The organism is Sulfolobus tengchongensis, assembly GCF_036967215.1.
GTDB lineage: Archaea > Thermoproteota > Thermoprotei_A > Sulfolobales > Sulfolobaceae > Saccharolobus > Saccharolobus tengchongensis_A.
This window is the reverse complement of record NZ_CP146016.1, coordinates 2,670,928-2,691,604: the sequence shown is the minus strand read 5'-3', so window position 1 is coordinate 2,691,604 and position 20,677 is coordinate 2,670,928. Positions and strand designations below refer to the sequence as shown.

The 20,677-nt window shown below is 34.6% G+C and carries 25 protein-coding genes and 5 tRNA genes; 21 read left to right on the top strand and 9 right to left on the bottom strand.

The features are described 5' to 3' along the window. Nucleotides 1-192 precede the first annotated feature (192 nt). From V6M85_RS13585 to V6M85_RS14220, 7 genes are all read right to left on the bottom strand, one after another. On the bottom strand, nt 193-3,780 hold the full coding sequence (locus V6M85_RS13585) for a hypothetical protein (protein ID WP_338601213.1): 3,588 nt from the start codon (nt 3,778-3,780) through the stop codon (nt 193-195). Then, a complete protein-coding gene (locus V6M85_RS13580) occupies nt 3,770-4,375 on the bottom strand; it encodes a hypothetical protein (RefSeq protein ID WP_338601210.1) in 606 nt (201 codons plus the stop codon). Before V6M85_RS13580 ends, V6M85_RS13585 begins: the two co-directional genes overlap by 11 nt. 73 nt (nt 4,376-4,448) lie before the next feature. Next, on the bottom strand, nt 4,449-4,724 hold the full coding sequence (locus tag V6M85_RS13575; RefSeq protein WP_338601208.1) for a hypothetical protein: 276 nt from the start codon (nt 4,722-4,724) through the stop codon (nt 4,449-4,451). A 118-nt stretch (nt 4,725-4,842) separates the two neighbouring features. Continuing rightward, complete coding sequence (locus V6M85_RS13570; protein ID WP_338601205.1) at nt 4,843-5,085, bottom strand: hypothetical protein; 243 nt, start codon at nt 5,083-5,085, stop codon at nt 4,843-4,845. 154 nt (nt 5,086-5,239) lie between these two features. After that, nucleotides 5,240-6,091, bottom strand: a complete 852-nt coding sequence (locus V6M85_RS13565) for a hypothetical protein (RefSeq protein WP_338601203.1) — start codon at nt 6,089-6,091, stop codon at nt 5,240-5,242. Further along, nucleotides 6,088-6,489 carry a hypothetical protein gene (locus tag V6M85_RS13560; RefSeq protein ID WP_338601200.1) on the bottom strand — a complete coding sequence of 134 codons (402 nt, stop codon included), beginning with the start codon at nt 6,487-6,489 and terminating at the stop codon, nt 6,088-6,090. Before V6M85_RS13560 ends, V6M85_RS13565 begins: the two co-directional genes overlap by 4 nt. 8 nt (nt 6,490-6,497) lie before the next feature. Continuing rightward, the gene (locus V6M85_RS14220) at nt 6,498-6,578 is read right to left on the bottom strand and encodes a hypothetical protein (protein ID WP_422398146.1); all 81 of its coding nucleotides are present in this window, start codon (nt 6,576-6,578) and stop codon (nt 6,498-6,500) included. Between the two features lie 285 nt (nt 6,579-6,863). Here V6M85_RS14220 and V6M85_RS13555 point away from each other — a divergent pair, with 285 nt between their 5' ends. From V6M85_RS13555 to V6M85_RS13515, 9 genes are all read left to right on the top strand, one after another. Then, nucleotides 6,864-7,058 (top strand): hypothetical protein, encoded by a 195-nt coding sequence (locus V6M85_RS13555; protein ID WP_338601197.1) that lies wholly within the window; start codon nt 6,864-6,866, stop codon nt 7,056-7,058. Nucleotides 7,059-8,018: 960 nt separating this feature from the next. Further along, nucleotides 8,019-8,107, top strand: a tRNA-Tyr gene (locus V6M85_RS13550). Nucleotides 8,108-8,169: 62 nt separating this feature from the next. Further along, entirely contained in the window at nt 8,170-8,400 is a 231-nt protein-coding gene (locus V6M85_RS13545; RefSeq protein WP_338601195.1) for an LSm family protein, read from the top strand. A gap of 12 nt (nt 8,401-8,412) precedes the next feature. Further along, a complete protein-coding gene (locus V6M85_RS13540) occupies nt 8,413-8,598 on the top strand; it encodes a 50S ribosomal protein L37e (protein WP_338601193.1) in 186 nt (61 codons plus the stop codon). Then, a complete protein-coding gene (gene speE, locus V6M85_RS13535) occupies nt 8,598-9,503 on the top strand; it encodes a polyamine aminopropyltransferase (RefSeq protein ID WP_338601190.1) in 906 nt (301 codons plus the stop codon). The genes V6M85_RS13540 and speE overlap by 1 nt, the downstream gene beginning before the upstream one ends. Before the next feature lie 31 nt (nt 9,504-9,534). Next, nucleotides 9,535-9,645, top strand: a tRNA-Ser gene (locus V6M85_RS13530). A 299-nt stretch (nt 9,646-9,944) separates the two neighbouring features. Next, nucleotides 9,945-10,029 (top strand) — tRNA-Leu (locus tag V6M85_RS13525). A 404-nt stretch (nt 10,030-10,433) separates the two neighbouring features. Beyond that, on the top strand, nt 10,434-11,687 hold the full coding sequence (gene ahcY, locus V6M85_RS13520) for an adenosylhomocysteinase (RefSeq protein WP_338601187.1): 1,254 nt from the start codon (nt 10,434-10,436) through the stop codon (nt 11,685-11,687). A 48-nt stretch (nt 11,688-11,735) separates the two neighbouring features. Beyond that, nucleotides 11,736-11,823: transfer RNA gene (locus V6M85_RS13515), tRNA-Ile, on the top strand. Nucleotides 11,824-12,134: 311 nt separating this feature from the next. Here the strand turns inward: V6M85_RS13515 and V6M85_RS13510 are convergent. Then, nucleotides 12,135-12,234, bottom strand: a tRNA-Leu gene (locus V6M85_RS13510). Nucleotides 12,235-12,324: 90 nt separating this feature from the next. On the opposite strand from V6M85_RS13510, the gene V6M85_RS13505 reads away from it, so the two are divergent. From V6M85_RS13505 to spn, 8 genes are read left to right on the top strand one after another with little or no spacing between them, the layout of a single operon-like run. After that, a complete protein-coding gene (locus V6M85_RS13505; protein WP_338601185.1) occupies nt 12,325-12,630 on the top strand; it encodes a 50S ribosomal protein L21e in 306 nt (101 codons plus the stop codon). A 7-nt stretch (nt 12,631-12,637) separates the two neighbouring features. Then, nucleotides 12,638-12,979 carry a DNA-directed RNA polymerase subunit F gene (locus tag V6M85_RS13500; protein ID WP_338601182.1) on the top strand — a complete coding sequence of 114 codons (342 nt, stop codon included), beginning with the start codon at nt 12,638-12,640 and terminating at the stop codon, nt 12,977-12,979. Nucleotides 12,980-13,020: 41 nt separating this feature from the next. After that, nucleotides 13,021-13,647 carry a DUF655 domain-containing protein gene (locus tag V6M85_RS13495; protein ID WP_338601179.1) on the top strand — a complete coding sequence of 209 codons (627 nt, stop codon included), beginning with the start codon at nt 13,021-13,023 and terminating at the stop codon, nt 13,645-13,647. Nucleotides 13,648-13,694: 47 nt separating this feature from the next. Next, nucleotides 13,695-14,300 carry a 16S ribosomal RNA methyltransferase A gene (locus V6M85_RS13490; RefSeq protein WP_338604829.1) on the top strand — a complete coding sequence of 202 codons (606 nt, stop codon included), beginning with the start codon at nt 13,695-13,697 and terminating at the stop codon, nt 14,298-14,300. Continuing rightward, entirely contained in the window at nt 14,252-14,854 is a 603-nt protein-coding gene (locus V6M85_RS13485; protein WP_338601176.1) for a HemK2/MTQ2 family protein methyltransferase, read from the top strand. Before V6M85_RS13490 ends, V6M85_RS13485 begins: the two co-directional genes overlap by 49 nt. Further along, nucleotides 14,847-15,560 carry a tRNA (cytidine-2'-O-)-methyltransferase TrmJ gene (gene trmJ / locus V6M85_RS13480; RefSeq protein ID WP_338601175.1) on the top strand — a complete coding sequence of 238 codons (714 nt, stop codon included), beginning with the start codon at nt 14,847-14,849 and terminating at the stop codon, nt 15,558-15,560. The genes V6M85_RS13485 and trmJ overlap by 8 nt, the downstream gene beginning before the upstream one ends. Further along, a complete protein-coding gene (locus tag V6M85_RS13475) occupies nt 15,550-16,176 on the top strand; it encodes a 30S ribosomal protein S3ae (RefSeq protein WP_338601172.1) in 627 nt (208 codons plus the stop codon). Before trmJ ends, V6M85_RS13475 begins: the two co-directional genes overlap by 11 nt. Beyond that, nucleotides 16,148-17,371, top strand: a complete 1,224-nt coding sequence (gene spn / locus V6M85_RS13470; protein WP_338601170.1) for a bifunctional sugar-1-phosphate nucleotidylyltransferase/acetyltransferase — start codon at nt 16,148-16,150, stop codon at nt 17,369-17,371. Before V6M85_RS13475 ends, spn begins: the two co-directional genes overlap by 29 nt. Here spn and V6M85_RS13465 read toward each other — a convergent pair. Continuing rightward, nucleotides 17,348-18,553, bottom strand: a complete 1,206-nt coding sequence (locus V6M85_RS13465; protein WP_338601167.1) for a redox-regulated ATPase YchF — start codon at nt 18,551-18,553, stop codon at nt 17,348-17,350. The genes spn and V6M85_RS13465 overlap by 24 nt on opposite strands. 61 nt (nt 18,554-18,614) lie before the next feature. Between V6M85_RS13465 and V6M85_RS13460 the strand changes: the two genes are divergently transcribed. The 4 genes from V6M85_RS13460 to V6M85_RS13445 are packed head-to-tail and all read left to right on the top strand — an operon-like array spanning nt 18,615 to nt 20,649. After that, nucleotides 18,615-19,265 carry a 50S ribosomal protein L15e gene (locus tag V6M85_RS13460; RefSeq protein ID WP_338601164.1) on the top strand — a complete coding sequence of 217 codons (651 nt, stop codon included), beginning with the start codon at nt 18,615-18,617 and terminating at the stop codon, nt 19,263-19,265. A 2-nt stretch (nt 19,266-19,267) separates the two neighbouring features. Then, nucleotides 19,268-19,717, top strand: a complete 450-nt coding sequence (locus V6M85_RS13455) for an RNA-binding protein (RefSeq protein ID WP_338601162.1) — start codon at nt 19,268-19,270, stop codon at nt 19,715-19,717. Next, nucleotides 19,683-20,243 (top strand): RNase P subunit p30, encoded by a 561-nt coding sequence (locus V6M85_RS13450; protein ID WP_338601159.1) that lies wholly within the window; start codon nt 19,683-19,685, stop codon nt 20,241-20,243. Before V6M85_RS13455 ends, V6M85_RS13450 begins: the two co-directional genes overlap by 35 nt. Continuing rightward, the gene (locus tag V6M85_RS13445) at nt 20,218-20,649 is read left to right on the top strand and encodes an Rpp14/Pop5 family protein (protein WP_338601156.1); all 432 of its coding nucleotides are present in this window, start codon (nt 20,218-20,220) and stop codon (nt 20,647-20,649) included. The genes V6M85_RS13450 and V6M85_RS13445 overlap by 26 nt, the downstream gene beginning before the upstream one ends. The last annotated feature ends 28 nt before the right edge of the window (nt 20,650-20,677 follow it).

Below are 20,677 nucleotides of genomic sequence, written 5' to 3'. Positions count from 1 at the left end.
GCCAATAACTCTATGGGCTCTTACGAGGCGAAGGTCCTGGGTTCAAATCCCAGCGGGCCCATTGTGGGGGATTAACCCCCACTCCTAATACTGACGTAAGTTTTTACGACGTCATCTAAAGGACCGACGTAACGTTACTTTCCGTCACTACTTGAAGCTCTCGATAAATAGACATAATATTTACCTTTAATTTCACGTCTTCCTATTGAAGCGAATACGTGGGATTTTGTAACGAAGTATGCAAAGTCCGATTAGCAGAATCAATATTACAAACCCTATAACAAACCCTAAGAATCCAGAAATATGAAAGACATTACTGCTACTGCTAAAGAATGATGATGTCGTAGTAACATTAGTGCTAATTCCCGTATTCGTAGATATCTGGTTTACTGGATTTGGCACAATGATGATTATGTTCTCCCCTGTAGATAGATTTGCTGTAAATTGTAAGACTTGATGATTTGCTCCGTAATTGATCGCTTGTCCATTTACGAAGACATTGAAGTTCGTTATGCCAGTTAAGAACCATAACGTTAGTGATTGGCTATAATGTGCATAGATGTGCAATATTAAGGCTGAGCCATTCCAGGTTTGATTCTCTAAGTAATTACCATTATTGAAATTAGCATAGAACAATTGAATTTGTGAATAATCCCATGTACTAATATAATCTTGCTCAGCCACAGCACCCCATGGCTGTGTTTCTGAGTTAATTTGTTTGCCATCATTCCCTGGTAATACATATGCTGATACATTATAAGCCATGTAATAAGGATAGTTTAGTGTGGTTCTTTCCCACACTCTACTAATTGCTAAGTTTGCTAGAGTTTGATTGCCCACAGAATCAGCATATTCTGAGATTAATTCATCCATGTAAGTATAGTAATCTGGCTGTGTTGCACTATAGTTACTATAAATCCATAGCCTAAAGGTAATTGGAATATTGTTTCCTGCTAAATCACCCCAACCTAGTAAAGGTTCTTCCGAATAGTGTAATGATTGCTCAACCATTAAAGCATGCTGTAGATATGTTGTATTCTTAGTCATTATGTATAATGCCATTAATGCTTGGCCAGAGATTGCACTTACATCAAGATGATAATTAGGCTGTGGATACTTGATGATTGGATTTGTCATTCTGGGTATTGTAAAGAGTCCATAGAATGGATTAGGCCACACAATTGGGAATGTGATGTTTGATGGTCCGTTAGTTGAGTCAATTAACATGTAAACTGTCTGTGGGGCTTTTACGCTAATTCCTACTATTATTGTAGATGTTGGTGGGGCATTAATGGTAGTCTGTACGGGAATGCGGAATGTTATCGGATAGAAAGGCGGGCTTCCACTACTACCGCCAGGTTGAATTTGTACATTAGTAAATGTTGCCGAACCTATAGTTTGTAAAACACTGCCCGCATTAGCTATCTGAATTGTTATCGTTACGTTTGCTGTTGTAGATGTTCCACCACCATTAAAGTAAAGTGTTGTAGTTACTACTCCGCTGACATTCAAATCATTACTAATCGTTGGTGGTAATAGAGCTTTGAAAGGTTGATTGTAAAGTTGAATTGCATAAGATGTGTTTAACGGTATATCCTCAAAGAAATTAATCCCTATTGTGCTTCCGCTGATAACAGTACCTACATCCATTTGGCTAGTTTCATTAATTATGTAACCATACGAATTGAAGCCATTTACCGTTGTTACTGCACTATCGTGATGATACCACGTATTAACATAATATGTGACATACTTGTTTGAGCTTTGATATTGCAATAACCAAGAGCCTAATTGATTGAGAACATTAAGATAAAGTGAATTGTGTGTTGTATTATAAAGCGCAATAGTAGCTAGGATAAATCTTGCTAAGCTAGATGGATAAGTTTGCCCATGTGACCATTGTAATTCGTTATAGTATGCTTGCCATGATTGTTCTGCCATAGTTAAGGCTTGTGTGTTTCCATATTCACCTAAAAGTGCCAATGCATAGATAATTTCACCTTCATAATAATCTTCACCTACAACTGCATATTTCCAATATGAAGGACCTTCTAAAATATTCTGTACGATTGTATTGGGATCTGGAATCCAATCAACTGAGGGAATGAAATAGAATCCATATAAAACACCAGATGTGTTTGAATAGTAAGCAATTTGGAACCATTGATAATAGCCTGCGGGCGTTTCAAATGTTGAGTTTATGTAAAGCGTATTTCTAATCTCATAAGGTGGCCCGTAATAAACTATAGTTTGCCCAAAATACCCAAATTGATTTGAAAATTGAGTATAATTAGCTAAAGGAAAGATGAAAAGTAAGTTATAGTCACCAATCCAGTTCGGTGCGTAACTTGTATTCAATAGAAGCCACTGGCCAATGTTCACGTTTGTAAAGTAAGACCATGATATGTTAGATGGGTCTTGATAATTCTTTATGTATCCAAATTTCTGAGTGTACATATATTGGTAACCGCTTCCAATGGTAGAAAGGCCGTTAAATCCAAAGTATAATATAGAACCGTTAGCGATCTCTGCCAATGCTTGTATTAAATTGTTCTTTTGCAATAGATATGCCCACCAATATGTATTGCCAGAATTATCTGTGAAACTGTAGTTAAACGCAATATAGTTCTGTGTTTTGATCACGTTAAATCTAGGTGCGTAAATTGTAGGATATAATGTAGCAATATCGCCAACATAAACGCTGGTATTACCAGTTTGACTTGGGCTAGCACCAAGTACGTAAAGGCCTATTCCGATAAGTAATGGATAAGCAGACAAAGTGCCCAAATTCCAATATTTTGGGTACACTGAGTTGGGAATCGGCATATTTACAACTTGCCATTGTCCGTTTGCTTGGAAGAAAACTGGCATATTTGTTTGAATAAATGAGCCAGAAGCATTTTCCCAAACAAAGATTAAGTATATTCTATTTATAGATGATGACTGTATGTATAATGTAATGTTAAAGTCTATGAACTGGCCTTTAGGATTATACTGCCCTAGATACTTAGTCCCTTTTATTAATGTAATATAACTTGGTAGTACATTCACTATTGGGAAATTATATTGTAATTGTTCTGATGGAGTACCAAATAGCTTAGGCCCAGTTAGATTGAGATATGTTTTCGCATTATTGAGTATCTTTACATATGTATTATTTGCCCATACACTAATGTTAAGTAACTCCCATGGTGGATTTTGTCCACCACTTCCACTAAACCCGCCATCTACTATTGGGTTCTCAGTTTCTTGGCATGGATTGACAAGCACCCCGTTAGGTTCTTGTATAACAACACTTTGTAAATAAGCTCCAGTTAGAGTTGGGTTATAATAAGTAGACACCCTCAGTCCCTGAAATGGATTACTTTGGTTATACCATATCCAATAATAGCCGTTAGTATATCCGATAAGGCTACCGCTAACATTCTCATAAAATTGACCGAAGGGATACTCAAATCTCTTAATGAAGAAGCCATTTATATCACCTTGCTGTAGGAACTTTAGTGTACTATTCACATACGAACTATAACTCTGCCAGTAAGGGGCAATCGATTCAAGAAACTTTGCATTATCATCTAGCCAAAAACTGTTAGGTATGGAACTTGCTTCATGAAATGCACTGACACCAGTTGGGCTAGTACTCCATAATGTAGAAATTTCTTCGTTTACGGCCATTGCCAGTGGGAGTGGAACGCTACTATAAGCTGTGCTAATGTCACTTACTAGAAATAATGAAAGAATGAAGATTAAAAGAATAGAAATAACTAACTCATTCTTCATCTGAACCACCTAGAGCGGAACTTATGACTTTAGCCCCTATAAGGGCTAAAATGAAAATAAGAACGTAAATTGTCCAGAACGGAATGAGAGAGAAGACTGAAAGTAAGATTATTCCTGCGATACTAAAAATCAGCAAACCTGCAGTACCCATAAACTTCCACCCCAGACCGATAAGAATTAACATAACCGCAGCTGATATTACCCAGTTAGCCCATGATGGCAAACCAAAGTTGATTTGTGATGAGCTAGTCAAATTAATCGTAGTTGTTATGTTAGTTGTCGTTTGATTTATATAAGGATATATTGTAATAATTATATAATTGTACTTTACCCAAACTATATTAATATACTCAATTTGAGCATTGATAACTGAGACTTTAGCATATCCGTACTTGGTTTGATTTGTATACCCTATCGCAACGTGCTGAAGATCACTAGTGCTGTTTCCTACAAAAATGGCAAACTGTTGAGGAGTATTGTTGCTAGGTATGAACTGGAATACAATAATGAAAGAAGAATCTGCATGGGGATTTATTGGGACTGATGAAATGATATTAATATTGTAAGAAGTTGAAGCACTAACTGAGAGAGACATTCCTTATAATATAATAAATAGGTACAATTAATAATAGTATTCACGTCGTTGAGTTCAAAAACAGAATGAGGATTTATAAAGAGCCTTTTGCCTTTCTTAGGAACTTAAGCTTGCCTTTAAATACTAAGAAAGTTATTCCGCCTATTACTGCTATTCCTATTAAAATTTCTGGCAAATAGGCTATGTACCATGGTAATGAAGGACTATTTGCTAGAACACATGAACCTGGCGAGAACACAGTACCGAAAGTAAAGCCATTGTTATTTACTGGCGAAACGGTCCCATTACATGAACCAGAATTATTTATTAGTGGAGTCAAGCCATTTATATTTTCTGCATTTAAAATCACTGTGTTTCGCCTGAAAAAAAGGGTTGCCTTTAAAGAATTAAAAATGTTTTCATAAGAGAAAAAACTATGAGTAGTAAATAAATTACCTTATTGACCTCTAAAGGAAAAAGGGAAGAGTTTATAAAGAGCCTTTTGCCTTTCTTTTGAAGAATGATTTGATTGCTATTTTTACTTCTGGTGATTTGTGAATTGTTATTATCACACTCAGTATTGATATTCCTAAAAGTATTTCTGGTAGGTAAAAAATAATAGTATGTAGCATTTGAACCCATAATGGCGGTGGTGGTGGCTCATAATTTAGGCCATTAGGCGGAACTGCATATATTACTGTACAATTTTGAGCACTTTCGTTAGTGATCACAAGAAAGAAATAGAGAGGAAAAAGAAAAATTATTCCTTATAGTGCAATAGTTGAGGCCCCATCAGGTTGCAAGAATAGATAGGTATAATCATATCCACCGTTAGAATAGGGCCATGCATTATAGGGAACTACAGTCATTTGATTATTGTCACCACTATATGGGCAAAGTGAATAAGTCTGCTTGTATATCTGTACCAGATTGAGAGCCACTGCCGGGTCCAATATATTGGTAATAGCGTGGACCAGATATAGTATAATAAGTTACTTGGTATATGAATCCAATTTTTATTAAACCGCCATTTAATACTGGTATCTCAGTATAGAATAGGACTGGAAAGCCATAAGCGTTAAGAGCTATCCTTCTTGGTGATTCCAAAATAGTATAAGCAAATTGTGCATTTTGATTTGAGAATGGCCATGACACATATTGTGCATGTTGCCATCCTAATACTATTTGGTTGTTAACATTATAAAATGCGTAAAATTGTGCTAATGCTGTGCCATTTTCAAGGTTTTCTAAAGACACATATAACTCAGCAAAATTTCCAGTTGGTATAAAACCTGAATAATTAATGATGAAATTATTTTTATTAAATCCTTGTACAAACCATTGTATTTCCACACTATTATTTTCATACACTATAATGCCATAACCGGCTTGTAATAATGTGTTACTAATATTAGAACTTCCAGTTTGTGTTACGGGGCATGGTGATAATGCAACCCATATTCCTACATTATTTGGTGCGTTTAAGGGATTTTGCATGTAATGTATTGTGAGGTTTTCAAGATATATTGTTTCAAATACAGATATTATTGGATTATAACTACCACTAAGAATTCCAGACCAATAATCTGAATATACAATACCAGCCCAATTTGAGCCTTTATATGAGCCCACTATTTGGTTTGCTCCTATCTGTGATGCTGATACAGCATTTGTTATTATTGCTGTTATTAAAAATAGTGTTAGAAGAGGTATTGTTAAAAGATATTTGGTATTCATTGAAAAAGGAAAAAAGGGGAAGAGTTTATAAAGAGCCCAAAAGGAGGTGTTGATGCATATACGTCATATACATCTACGCCTAATGTTATTAATGCAAAGGGAAGTAATATTATCCATTTCATGTTGCTTACCTTTAGTTTGTCAGCTAATTTTGAAAACCAATAAATCATGACGATGAATAGAATTTTAAGAGCGATAAGAAGAATTAGCAGTTGGTATAATGAGAAGTTAGCACCAAAACTCTCTATCTGATTAACGTACATGTTGAAAAGTGCATTAAGGTCGAAAGTATATATATCGGCATTCCGAAGTACGATAGGCCAACCAAACCATGATATAATCACATCTGCAATATTTCCAAATATGATAATAAGCCACATTAATCTGATTCTATCCATAAAATCACCTAACTTACACATATATTATGCTTTTTGCAAATATGATCAAGGAGTGCATTATAATCATTGAAAGTCTTCTTACATATCATACAATGTAATGGGTGGGTTTGTGTATCTAATGTGGTTCATTAATGCTGTTCTGCTACTGAAAGGAATGAGACATAAGGGACAGACATATTCGCTTATTGCTTTCATTTGTGCTAGTTTCAGTAAATAGTCAGAAACTGACTGAAGCAAATCGAGATTTCTTAGTAGTGTTTTGAGTAAGTCCTTAACAGAAATTTTTGCTCTTTTGTCAGTGAATGACAGATTGTTAACTCATTTTCATCAACATGAATTAAAATTGATCATACTCATTTTAAGGGTGAAATCAAATGCCTAAGAAAAGCATAAAGTTGGTATTTGAAGAAAATCAGTACAATTATCTCAAACAAGTAGCGAGAAAGAACTTCCTAACGCTATCGGTATTAATCAAAATTGCGGTTATAGAATATATGAAGAAGCTAGAGGGCGAGAAAATGATTGATGTTTTTTATCAAAAACGTAAGTCAGGTATAAAAAATACTTGATAGGTGGCTAAAATAAAGAGTAACCTGAGTATACATTAATCCCATGGAAGTTTTGGTGGACTCTGCACAAATTCAAAAATTGGATTAGTATTTTTCTCAGTAGTAAGGATTTTTTATTTCTCTATCTCAATTCTATTCACAATTGGACATTGTCCAGTCTTTTTAAGCTTTCATTACAATTAGCATTGGGGGTATTGGGGATGAAATCCCTAATGGTTCTGACGCGGCGAAGGTCCTGGGTTCAAATCCCATCGGGCCCATAATTTTACGATACTTTTATTCAACTCCGCCGGTTTTATTAGCATTGCATAACGCACGAGAGAGTATCTGAGTGAGAAAATTCAGTGAATAATTATTTGAAATCTATCTCGTTAATGAATAATGTGAGTAATACTTAAGTTGAGGAAACGGACATCATGCCATGAATACGGAATCTATTCAACAACCTCAATACGTGATGATGCCCATTCCCCCAATAGAAGATATGTCATTCAAGCTTGGATAAAGTTAATGAGTTGGAACATAAAGTTAATTTTATACTCTATATTAAAATAAGCCGAATCTTATGCATTGGACACTCTCACAAGAAAAATATATAAAATTTTTACAGATCTGTCAAAATAAACAGTTACATTGAACTAGCTGGTGAAAAGTTGATCAAATTAACGAAAAAGTACACAGGAGGATATTCGACTACTTTGTCAAAGTTAAATTCTAATATCTTCTGAAGATGTGAAAGATATAATTAAAGATTTCTCGAAATTAATAATGAATATATTTTAACACAACTAAATTTTTAAAAATAGATAAAAGTGGTGTCTAAAGCTTGCTGAACTATTAATGAAGTTGATTCTTAAAGTTCTCGTAAAACCGCTAACTGTTTTTAGTGAGGTTTAATCGGACTAATGGCAATAAAACTTATAATGTGCAACATAATAAGTATCAACATGTCTAATAGACCCCGCCGTAGCTCAGCCCGGTTTAGAGCGCCCGGCTGTAGATAGGGGATAGAAACCGGGTGGTCCGGGGTTCAAGTCCCCGCGGCGGGACTTTACCAATTATCCGATTAACTTTTAAATCCGGTTCAAGATGATTCTGATAGGTGAATTTTTTGGCAGAAACTGCTCACAAGGTGCTAGCAGAATCATTAAATAATATGGTATTAGTCAAACTAAAAGGAAACAAAGAAGTGAGAGGGGTACTAAGGAGTTATGATCAGCATATGAATTTAGTTCTGTCTGACTCAGAGGAAATACAGAGTGATGGCAGTGGTAAGAAGCTAGGAACTATAGTGATAAGAGGGGATAACGTAATCCTTATCTCACCCTTGCAAACTACATAAAGGTGATTTAGGTTGAAAGGTACGCCATCATTTGGTAAGATGAATAAAGGCCATACGCATATAAGATGTAGAAGATGTGGAAGGAATGCATACAATGTGAGTAAGCATTATTGTGCAGCTTGTGGGTTTGGCAAGTCAAAGAAAATAAGAAAGTATAGTTGGCAGAACAAGAAAGTTAATGGGGTTAGAATAAAGTAATGTTTGGCTGGCATTGGCTTATAGAGTGGCAAACGCCCTATGAATTTCATGGGCACTTAATAGATAAGGTATTAGCAGAGGAGAAGACTCCATATCAGCATATAATGTTGGTGGAGTTTACAAGATTCGGGAGAGGTCTTATCATAGACGGAAAAGTACAATCTACACTATTTGATGAATATATATATCATGAGCTACTTGTTCATCCCTTGTTGTTATCATTACCAACACCTCCTACTAATGTGTTAATCCTAGGCGGAGGAGAAGGTGCAACGCTTAGGGAGGTTCTGAAATATAAGTCAGTAAAAAAAGTTACAATGGTAGATATAGACGATAAGGTTATAGAATTTGCAAGGAAATATTTATACGAATGGCACCAAGGCGCTTTTGATGATAAAAGGACTAACTTAATAATAGGGGATGGATATAAATTCGTAGAAGAGACTAAAGAGAAATATGATGCTGTAATATTAGACTTAACTGACCCTATAAAGGACTCAACATCCTATAAACTTTACACAAAGGAATTTTATGAAAAGTTAAAAAGAATACTAAATGAAAAAGGTGGTATAGTAACACAAGCTACATCTCCTTCATTTTCATTAGAAGTGTATGTTACGATTTATAATACCATAAAAGACGTCTTTAAGGAAGCATCCGCCTCATATACATATATGGCTTCTTTTGACGGTTTATGGGGTTTTGTTTATGGTGGAGTAAGGCCAGACTTAATTTCGGAAAATGAAATAAATACCAGAATAGAAGAACGTATAGATGGGCAGTTACGGTTCTATGATGGTTATTCCCATAAAGTATCATTTAGTTTACCTAAGAATATCAAAAATGAATTTAAAAAGATAACCAAAATATCTACAGATGAAGACCCAATTTACGTTCCCGCCTAATTTTAAATTTTTCAATTACTAAGATATAAGTGCCGGGGTGCCCGAGCGGACTAAGGGGGTAGGCTCGAGACCCATTTTCCAGCGAGCTACGAGGGACCTACTGCCTCTCTGAGGCTCGCGGGTTCGAATCCCGCCCCCGGCGTAAAAGTATCAGTTTTTTGTCTGGTATTTTTAAAGTATAATAGTGTCAATTTTTCTATATAACCTTATTAGAGAACTGGCATATTATAACTTAAGTAGATAGACAAGTAAGGAAAAACTTACTGAAAGTTATGTATTAATGACAACTTGAAATTATTATGGTATACGAGAGGTTAAATTATTTATGCAACTTTCTAAAAATAACGACGGAGCTGTCCTATATACGATTCCTTCTTTTAGGTATACAGACTGGAAATAAAATTATTAATTTATCACACTGCTACATTATAGATAGTGTCTGCGGGGGTGCCCGAGCTAGGTCGAAGGGGGTAGGCTCAGGCCCTACTGGCGAAGGCCTTCGCGGGTTCAAATCCCGCCCCCCGCATTTTTCGGAATTATTATATTGAGTGGATTTATAATTTTAAAACGGATATTATTGGTCATCCCTCTCAAATTTTTTCCTGTAAAATGGTATATTATGATTCTCTACTACGTATAGATTTGGTTTTGAATATAAGCTTAGTTACAGCCAAAATATTCGGTTTCTAAAAAATCCCTATAGAGTTTCTAACTAACTAAGAGTCTATGTATTGATACAATAGTTAAAAATCATAAATTGACAATGATACCGATAGCTGGAAGTTAACTATGGTTTGTGTATAAGTTATCAATAGAGCAGTATTGCGTAAAAAGGAGTGTCTCTCGTCTCTCTCACTTAATGCCTATTTTTATATCTTAAAAATAGGCTAACTCTTAAGCTTTTTATATAATCACGATAAAAAACTTACGATGAACTACAAAATAAAGGATCTTTCGCTCGCAAATGATGGTAAAAAACAAATAGAATGGGCAGAAATGCATATGCCCACGTTATTAGAGATAAGAAAGAGGTTTGAAGCAGAAAAACCGTTAAAGGGAGTAAACATATCTGCTGTTCTTCATGTAACTAAGGAGACTGCAGCATTAGTCAAAACCCTTAAAATGGGTGGCGCTGAAGTTGCATTAGCAGCAAGTAATCCTCTTTCTACTCAAGATGAAGTTGCAGCGGCTCTAGTGACCGAGGGAATATCCGTATTTGCATGGAGGGGAGAAAGTGAAAGCGAATACTATAATAATATAGAAAGTATTGTAAAAATACATGAGCCACATATAGTTATGGATGACGGCGCGGATTTACACGCATTTGTACATGAGAAAATGTCTTCTGAGTTGAAGGTTTTTGGTGGTACTGAGGAAACTACTACCGGTGTGATTAGACTTAGGGCTATGGAGAAACAAGGAGTCCTAAAATATCCCGTCATCGCCGTGAATAACGCGTATACCAAGTATCTTTTTGATAATAGATACGGTACTGGACAAAGCGCAATAGACGGAATAATTAGAGCTACAAACATTTTATTAGCTGGAAAAGTTGCAGTAGTAGCTGGCTATGGATGGGTAGGAAGAGGTATAGCTAACAGATTAAGAGGCTTAGGTGCTAGAGTTATAGTTACTGAAGTTGATCCCATAAGGGCATTAGAGGCAGTAATGGATGGATTTGATGTAATGCCAATTTCAGAAGCCTCACGTATTGGGGATATATTTGTAACTGCAACTGGAAACACTAAAGTAATAAGAGTAGAGCATATGCTTAACATGAAAAACGGGGCTATTTTAGCTAATGCCGGACATTTTAACGTCGAGATAGATGTTAAAGGTCTGAAGGAATCTGCGGTCAGTGTAAGAAACATAAGACCTTATGTAGATGAATACGTTCTACAAAATGGCAAGAAGATATATTTGTTGGCAGAAGGTAGATTAGTTAATTTAGCTGCTGCAGAGGGGCATCCTAGTGAGGTTATGGATATGAGCTTTGCTAATCAAGCATTAGCTGTCGAATACCTAGTTAAGAACAAGGGAAAATTGCAAAATAAAGTGTATAATATGCCAATCGAATTAGATTATGAGGTTGCTAGAATAAAACTAAAATCTATTGGAGTTCAAATTGATGAACTAACGGAAGAACAAAAGGGGTACTTAGAACAGTGGAAGTCTGGTACCTAAACATAAAAGCGTAAGTCTTAAAAAGAGTTTTTTAGTTAATGTATATGTGGGCCCGTAGCTTAGCTCGGTAGAGCGCTCGGCTCATAAATTCCCTTGAGAAACCGAGTGGTCTGGGGTTCAAATCCCCACGGGCCCATTTGTACGTGCGTAGAATTTAGAAAAAAACATTGTTGCATATTTTAATTGATTAAAACTTAATGAAAATAGATAACCTTGTGATGGGATATTGTCTGATTTTATTATAAGAATAAAATTTTAGATTAATAAAAGCTAATATAGGATCTATAGATATGGTGTTTCTATTAATTTCTCTGATTTATATTAAATTATATCGCCAATAAACTAAATCCATTCTATCACTAATTTTTATGACTATAAGGTTTCAATACAAATCAAAAATCAGAGTTTCTAAAGCATAAGAAAAAGTGCAACATATTATATAAATAGTGCGGGGGACGGGATTCGAACCCGTGCAGGCCTTCGCCAGCGGATCTCTTACTTCGGGGTCTTAAGTCCGCCCCCTTTGACCAGGCTCGGGCACCCCCGCAACCTATATAGTGTACTTTAGTTTTGCTTTAAATGTTTTTCCAACAAAAATCTTAATTATGTGGTATATAATGAATATGAGGGAATTAGTATGGTTAAACATTCTAGGGGTTATCGAACCAGATCGAGAAGCTTGTTGAGGAAAAGTCCTAGAGAGAGAGGTGCAATACCACCATTAAGTAGATTAATGGTCGATTATAAAGAGGGAGATCAAGTAGTAATAAAAATAAACTCTTCAGTTCATTCTGGAATGCCACATAGGCGTTATCAAGGGAAGGTAGGCAAGATAGTTGGCAGAAGAGGTAAAGCATATATGGTTTCCGTTTCAATAGGTGATAAGCAAAAGTTAATTATTATTAGACCTGAGCATTTAGTTCCTTTTAGCCCTACTAGGTGATTAGTAATTGTCATCCGTCTATATAGTTGATGAGCATTATATTCCATATTCTGTTGCAAAGAAATTATTAGGGGAAGTAATAAAATCTGGTGTTTCATCCAATTTATTACAGAGGACTTATGATTATTTAAATAGCGTAGAGAAATGTGATGCGGAAGTAGCACAGAAAATTATGGAAGAGCTTAGCAGTATTGTAAATAGGGAAGACGTGAGGGCTGTTTTAGCCAGTATTTGTCCTTTGACGCCAGATGAAGTTAGAAGTATTCTAATAATGGATTCTAACAAGTCATATTCTTCAGACGATATACAAAAAATAATTGATATAATTAAGAAATACATTAAGAGTTGAGTTTTTACTTTTAGAATCTATTACTTCTTAGGGAAGTAGATTTGCAAAGAAGGAAGCTAGTAAAGGAGCGAGTAGTATATGTTTTAGATTATATGAGGGAAGGCAATCCATTAGATAAACATAAGTTTCATAGAGATAGGCCACTTATACAAGCAGTGGGAGAGGACTACTTCTTATTACTCGAGCTCACTCCTTTAGCTTTTAATTTGGATTTCTCCCCTGAGCAAAAGATAGAATTGGAGTCAAATTCTAATGTCAAAGTAGATGCGCATATCACATATGATGATTTAACATCGTTATCTAAAGACAATTTGCCTAAAGTTTTACAAAAGATAATTTTAGAAAAAGAGAGGATATTTGTTGAAGTTTTTAATAAGGCCGAGCCTTTGACGTTAAAACTTCATGCATTAGAATTATTACCTAATATAGGTAAGAAAACCCTAAGAATAATTTTAGAGGAAAGAAAGAAAAAACCCTTTGATAGTTTTAAAGATATAGAGGCGAGAATAGGCGTTAAAGACGTAGTTTCAATGTTAGTAGAAAGGATAATAAAGGAGATGCAAGGAGGAGAGAAATATTACTTATTTGTATATCCTATTATCGTAGATGAAAATAAAAGATTAGAACAACAACCAATTTATGTGGGTTACATTGAAAAGCTAAGGTAAAGCTTTCGCAGGTTTTTCTAGTTAACGAGAGAGTAATAAGTAAGTTTATTTCATATATTGATAATAATATTAGACCCATATTAGAAGTAGGATGTGGTAAAGGTAACATTACTAGATTTTTAGAACCTGATATTTGTATAGAATTGGATAAGAAGTTTATAAAATATTTGAAAGGATATAATCTCGTAATAGCTGATGCGAGACATTTACCAGTATTAAGGGGGCAATTAGTATCTTCATTACCATATCAAATAACTTCTGATTTTTTCAAGGAAATAGTTAAAATGGATGGTATACGTAGGCTATTATTAATACTTCAAAATGATTTTGTGGAAAAAGTACTAAATGATTCTACGTATATTTCCTTTTTACTGAACTATCATTTTAGTATTCAAGCTAAAGATGTGATCCCTCCACGAGATTTTAGACCCTCACCTAAAGTTTTCTCAACTATAGTGATATTTAATAGAGTGAGGCAATATAGGAAGGACATTGATGAGTTGATAAGATGTATCAGTAAATATAAGAATAAAACATTAAGAAGAGTTTCTAAGCTGTGCGGAGGTATTTCATATAGTGATCTAAAGGTGAGGGAATTTAAGCCTTGGCAAATATTAGAGTTATTGAATTCCATGGAGTTAAGCTCTGCTTGAACGATCAAACGTACGAACCTTCGGACGATACCGAGCTCTTACTTAATTTAATTAGGGTAAATAAAGGAGACAGAGTTTTAGATATGGGATCTGGGTCTGGTGTATTAGGTTTATTGGCTTTAATGAGAGGAGCTAAAGTTATCTTTGTTGACATAAATCCATATGCTACGTTATCTACGTTATGTTCATTAAAAATTAATGAAAAATTTTTTAATCCTAGTAACTATGATATTCTTAATTGCAATTTACTAACTTGTCTTAGGAGACAAAATTTTGACGTAGCTATTTTTAATCCTCCTTATTTACCAGTTGAGGAATATAATCAATGGATAGGTTATAGTTGGTCTGGAGGGAAGGATGGAGCTAAAGTTCTTATGGAATTTTTAAATGAGGTGAACGCTAATAGAATTTATACCTTATTCTCGTCATTAAGTGACGAGGACAAGATATTATATGCTATTCACAAGAAAAGATATAAAATTTTACGCAAATACGAAAAGGTTATTGGATATGAGAGACTTGTGGGCTTAGAGGTGATAAGGGAGAATGATTAGAGTAGTATTAGTAGAACCAGAAGGTGAGTACAATGTAGGCTTTATTGCTAGATTATGTAAGAATTTTCTTGTTGACGAACTATATATAGTTAATCCCAAGGTAAATATTTCTGAGGCAATAAAATTCTCTGCAGGTGGCAAAGAATTTTTAGAGAATGCTAAAATTGTAAATAATTTTAACGATGCGATTGCTGATGTTGATATTAAAATAGCTACTTCTAGCATAGCTGATAATAAAGGAGATATTTTAAGAAAGTCAATAAAGCCTTGGGAATTATTCCCTTTAATTCAAGGTAAAAGGGTAGCATTAATTTTTGGTAGAGAGAGTGTAGGTTTAACTAGGGAGGAGATTTTCAAAAGTGATTTCCTTCTTCACATTCCAGCAAATCCAAGCTACCCGGTTCTCAATCTTTCCCATGCAGTAGGTATAATATTATACGAAATTTGGAAAAATAGAGGAATATTGAATAATCCTCAGACTTCCACAATTTCAGAACATTCTATTCAACTAATAGACAAATATACTGAAACCCTTTATAAGTTACTTAAAAGGTCAGATGAGGATTATAAAATGTACATAGCTATGAAGCGTGCAATAATAAGGGGAGTTAAAGACGAGGAAGAGGCTAGGGTTATCGTACATTTTTTGAGAAAACTTTATACCAGGATAATTCACAATGAAAAGGAGATGAGTAATGTCAGCTAAAGGAGGAGCAATCAAAGACAAGTGGAAAATGAAAAGATGGTACAACATAATAGCACCTAAAGTTTTCGGAGAAGTACCTCTAGGTTCCACTCCAGCTTATGATGTAAACCAGACTATCGGAAGAAGAGTTGAGACAACCTTATATGATCTAACTGGAGATTTCAGTCAAGTTTATGTTCATCTTTACTTTAAAATTATAGAAAATAATGGAGATAGATTAGTTACTAGATTCGCGGGACATGAACTTTCAAGAGATTATTTAAGATCGTTAATTCGAAGAAAGAGCTCTAAAATAAACAGTATAATTGACGTAACAACTAAAGACGGTTACGTGATAAGAGTTAAGGGGTTAGTATTAACTACATATAAGTGTCATCAATCTCAAAAGACAGCAATTAGGAAAATAATAAATGATATAGTATCTAAAAAGGCGAGTGAACTTACTTTTGATGATTTCGTGCAAGAAGTCGTATTTGGTAGATTAGCCAATGAGATATTTGAAGCAGCTAAGAAGATATATCCTTTAAGGAAAGCGGAAATAGAAAAAACTAAAGTTCTTAAAGTACCAGAAAATTTAGGTAAACAGATTGAAAGCAGTACTGTTAGCAGCGGGTAAGGGAGAAAGACTAGAACCAATAACACATACAAGACCCAAACCTTTTGTACCTATTCTCGATTATCCTTTAATTTTGAGAAATATTGAGATTCTAAGAAGATATACTAGAGATATTCTAATAGTAATTGATAGTAAACATAAGGAATATTACAAAGTTTTGGATAACGTGACTTTAGTTGAACAATTGGAAGGCCATGGTACAGCAGCCGCATTAAAAGCAGTGGAGAAGCATATTGGTAAAGATGACGAGTTTTTAGTTATATATGCAGATCTAGCTTTTGAGGAATCTGCTATTAAAAATTTATTAAATGTTAAAGGAAATGCAATACTAGCCACCGAGTCTCAAAATCCTAAAAATTATGGTGTTATAATAAGAGATTCTGAGAGTAATTTAGTGAAGATAGTTGAGAAGCCCGAGAATCCACCATCAAATTTGATCAATGCAGGAATTTATAAATTTACAAATGATATATTTTCTTATATAAGTAAGATTAAAGTTTCTAGTAGAGGGGAACTAGAACTCACTGATGCTGTAAATCTTATTGGCAGTAAAGTCAAGGTCGTCCAATACAATGGTTTTTGGATGGATATAGGTAGGCCATGGGATCTAATAGAAGCCAATAAATTCTTTCTAGATAGAGAAATAGATCGAAATTTAGGTTCTATTGAGGAGAATGTAAAAATTAAGGGTAAAGCAATTATAGAAGAGGGAGCAGTAATAAAATCCGGTACCTATATCGAAGGGCCAGTATATATAGGTAAAAATGCCACAATTGGACCTAACGCCTATATAAGACCATATACCGTAATAGGGAGCAATGTGAAAATTGGCGCGTTCAATGAGATAAAGGAAAGCGTGATAATGGAAAATAGTAAAATACCTCATCTAAGTTACGTTGGAGATAGTATAATCTGCGAAGATGTAAATTTTGGTGCAGGAACGATAACCGCAAATTTGAGATTTGACGAAAAAGAGGTTAAAGTAAGAATAAGAAATGAGATAGTGAGCAGTGGAAGAAAGAAGCTAGGCGCGATAGTGGGTGCTCATGTGAGAACTGGGATCAATGTGTCTATATTACCGGGAGTAAAAATAGGCGCATACGCGTGGATCTATCCTGGATCTATAGTGGATAGAGATGTGGAAAAAGGTGAAAAATTTATCCCAAGTTATTTAAGAAGGTCTAGCAGTAGTTGATACGATCTTTATTACATCATTATTTTGTAACTGATAATTCTCTCCTATTCTTATTTTCTTCTTAACGTCAATTGCATATAAGAAACCCTTAGCTAATTCAGTATGTATAACACTAGCTAGATCCTTTGGGCTAGATCCCCTCTTTAGCAGTATGGCGTCTGGTAAGACATTTCCGTTTCTATCAGTTAACTTTCTCTCATCTTCTACTGGGTATACAACAATCATGCCCAATGCATCGAATACTGCGGTATTTATAGCTTCTTGGACTCCGGTACTTCCATAAACTTCCAATACATTTACCTTAATGTAGTCTAACGCGTTTTTTTGTTTTTCATTTATTGGTTTAAGTATTGTAAATTCACTATCACCAGGAATATATTTTATTATTCCAGCCTTAGCGGCCTTTCTTAAAGCCATTTCTGACGCTGCACTGGTTGGAATTACCCATTTATATTTTTCTTTTAATCGTTTAATATTGTCTCTGGATTGGGGTAGATCACTTTTATTTGCGGCTATTATCATCGGTTTGCTTATGTTTCGTAATGTTTTTGCGAAAAGCCTTAAATCTTGTTCTGTCCATTGCATTAATTTCAAGTTTTCTAGTTTGGTGGTTTTCAAGGTCTCAATTATATGCGATCTATTTACAGATATTCCAGATAATTTACTCAATAACGCTTCTACTAGATCTTTTCCAGATAAGTCAATTGTCCTAGAGAATTTAGCCCAATCTTTACTTACAATAGAATAAAACCACTCATCTAATTCCTTCTCTATAAATTTAATATCCTCTTCTGGATCTCTTGAACCAGGCTCCACTGGAATGCCTTCTTCGTTTGTTGACCCACTTGCATCAATAACGTGTATTAATGCGTCAGCTTGCCTTAAATCATCTAGAAACTTATTCCCTAATCCTCTACCCTCATGAGCACCGGGTATGAGACCAGCTACGTCTAGTAGTTTTATTGGTATAAATCTGTAATCATCAATGCATATAGAGTTCTTCGGATTACACTTGACATTAAATTCAGTATGAACACATTTAATTCTTACATATCCTATGCCCTCATTGGGGTTAATGGTTACGAATGGCCTATTATCTATTTCAACATCCTTAAGTGTTGCTGCGGCAAAAAATGTGCTCTTGCCAACGTTAGTCTTGCCTATAATTCCAATGGTAATCATATGTTCTGATTTAGTGAACACATTTATTAATTAGATGCTTAGCATAGTATTTTGAGAATAAATGGCACTATCAATGTATCACTATATAGAGAAAACATGGCAGTCAGAAGATTGGAAAAAAAGTACAATAAGACAAAGATTAATTGAATGGAGAAGGGAACCCTCAATTGTTAGGATAAGCAAGCCGACCAGATTGAATAGAGCTAGAAGCTTAGGTTATAAGGCTAAACAAGGATTTGTAGTAGTTAGAGTTAGAGTTAGAAGAGGTGGTCTTAATAAACCTAGGCCAAATAAAGGAAGAAGACCTAAAAGGATGGGTGTATATGGTTACAGTCCATCTAAAGGGTATAGGTGGATAGCGGAAGAGAGGGCAGCGAGAAAATATCCTAATTTAGAAGTACTTGGTAGTTATTATGTAGGAGAAGATGGTCTATATAAGTACTATGAGATTATCATGGTAGATCCTTCTCATCCAGTAATAAAGAGTGATCCTAATCTAAAGTGGCTTCAAGATCCTAATAATAGAAATAGGGTATTTAGAGGTTTGACGTCAGCAGGTAAAAAAGCTAGGGGATTAAGGAAATCAAGAGGACTTAAAGGTACTATAAGATATAAATGGAATAGAAAGCAGAAGGAGAGAGAAGAGAAGAAGAGGCATGAGGCAAGCAAGTACTATAGATTACAAGATTATGATAAAATACCAGGAAAATAACTATGAAGGTAACGCAAGCTATTCTTTCAGTTTTTGTACATGAAACCGAAGATTATAATAAAATAGTTAACTCTATAGAAAGCTTTTTCTCTCCCTTGATCTCCAGTTCTAAGAAAAATATAACAACTGCACAAGGTCACTATGGCAATAAAATAACTATAGTTGAATATAGGTTTGATAAAAAAACTATGGAATCCTTTTTTAATATGATATTAAACAAAATTGAAACTACTGAATTGATGTTAATGCTTACTACAATAGATTCCCACTGGGATGGTAGCAAGCTGTATCTAAGATTTGACAAACAGTATCTAATCGCTGAAGGTAGGTTAGTTCTTAAAGATGGTGATGACGTTATTAAATGTATAATATCATTTAATACGTCATTGGAAAATATTAAGGAGGAGATAAAGAAACTTGTTAGTAATCGAATCATGCATTCTAAACTCTAAGCTATTTCCCTTCGCTAGAAAATTAGGTTATAATTTGATTTTCAGTGAGGATGGGTTAGCTGGGATACGGAGAGTTACATTAGTAGTAGAGAATAGCGGACAATTAAAGAAGTTACTTAAAAGATCCTTTTTTAGTAATAACGTGTTAATTTTTGTTAAGCCTCTTTCCATAGATGCATTAAGATATGCGATAATTAATAAGAAAGTGCATGCTATAATATTAAGTGATGATAATTCTAGAATATTTAGGAAAAGTATGTTAAACTTATTAAGATCACACAATAAATTTGTTGAGGTTTCTCTTAAATCTTCCAGTGGATTAATACATAATGCTGTAATATACGGTTACAAGTGGATACCTAATATTATCTTCTCTTCATATGCTAAGGACTTTAATGAAATATGGAACCCAATCTCTAAAATAAGCTATCTAACTATAGCGGGTGCAGATGAAGAGGAAGCTTATAAGTTTGTTATTTTAAATCCCATAAAGTTGTTGTATGCTATCAATCCAGCTAATAATTGATATTGTATTAATCTTATGGCTTTCTATATTAACTATAGAGTATTTTAGAAGGAGATATCTAAATATCAAAATCGTAAAAAATAAGAAAATAGTGAAGGCAAAAAGATATATAGTATTTTATGCTATAACTGAATCTAAAGTAAAGGGGGAGGATCTAGAAAAGATCGTTCGTAACTCCTTAAAGGAATTATTAGGAACCATGTGGCTTGAAATTGCGAATCCTAAGGTTATAATATTCCGAGAAGATACTCAAGAAGGCATCATTTCGACTAATAGAGTAGGCTATAAATCAGTTTTAGCTAGTTTGCCTTTTGCTAAGGAAATTAATGGCAGTAAAATACTTATAGTTCCAAGAAGAACTACCGGAAGTTTAAAAAGGGCAAAAAAACTAATCGGTTTAAAATGATGAAGCCGCTCCAGACTGCTCGATGATG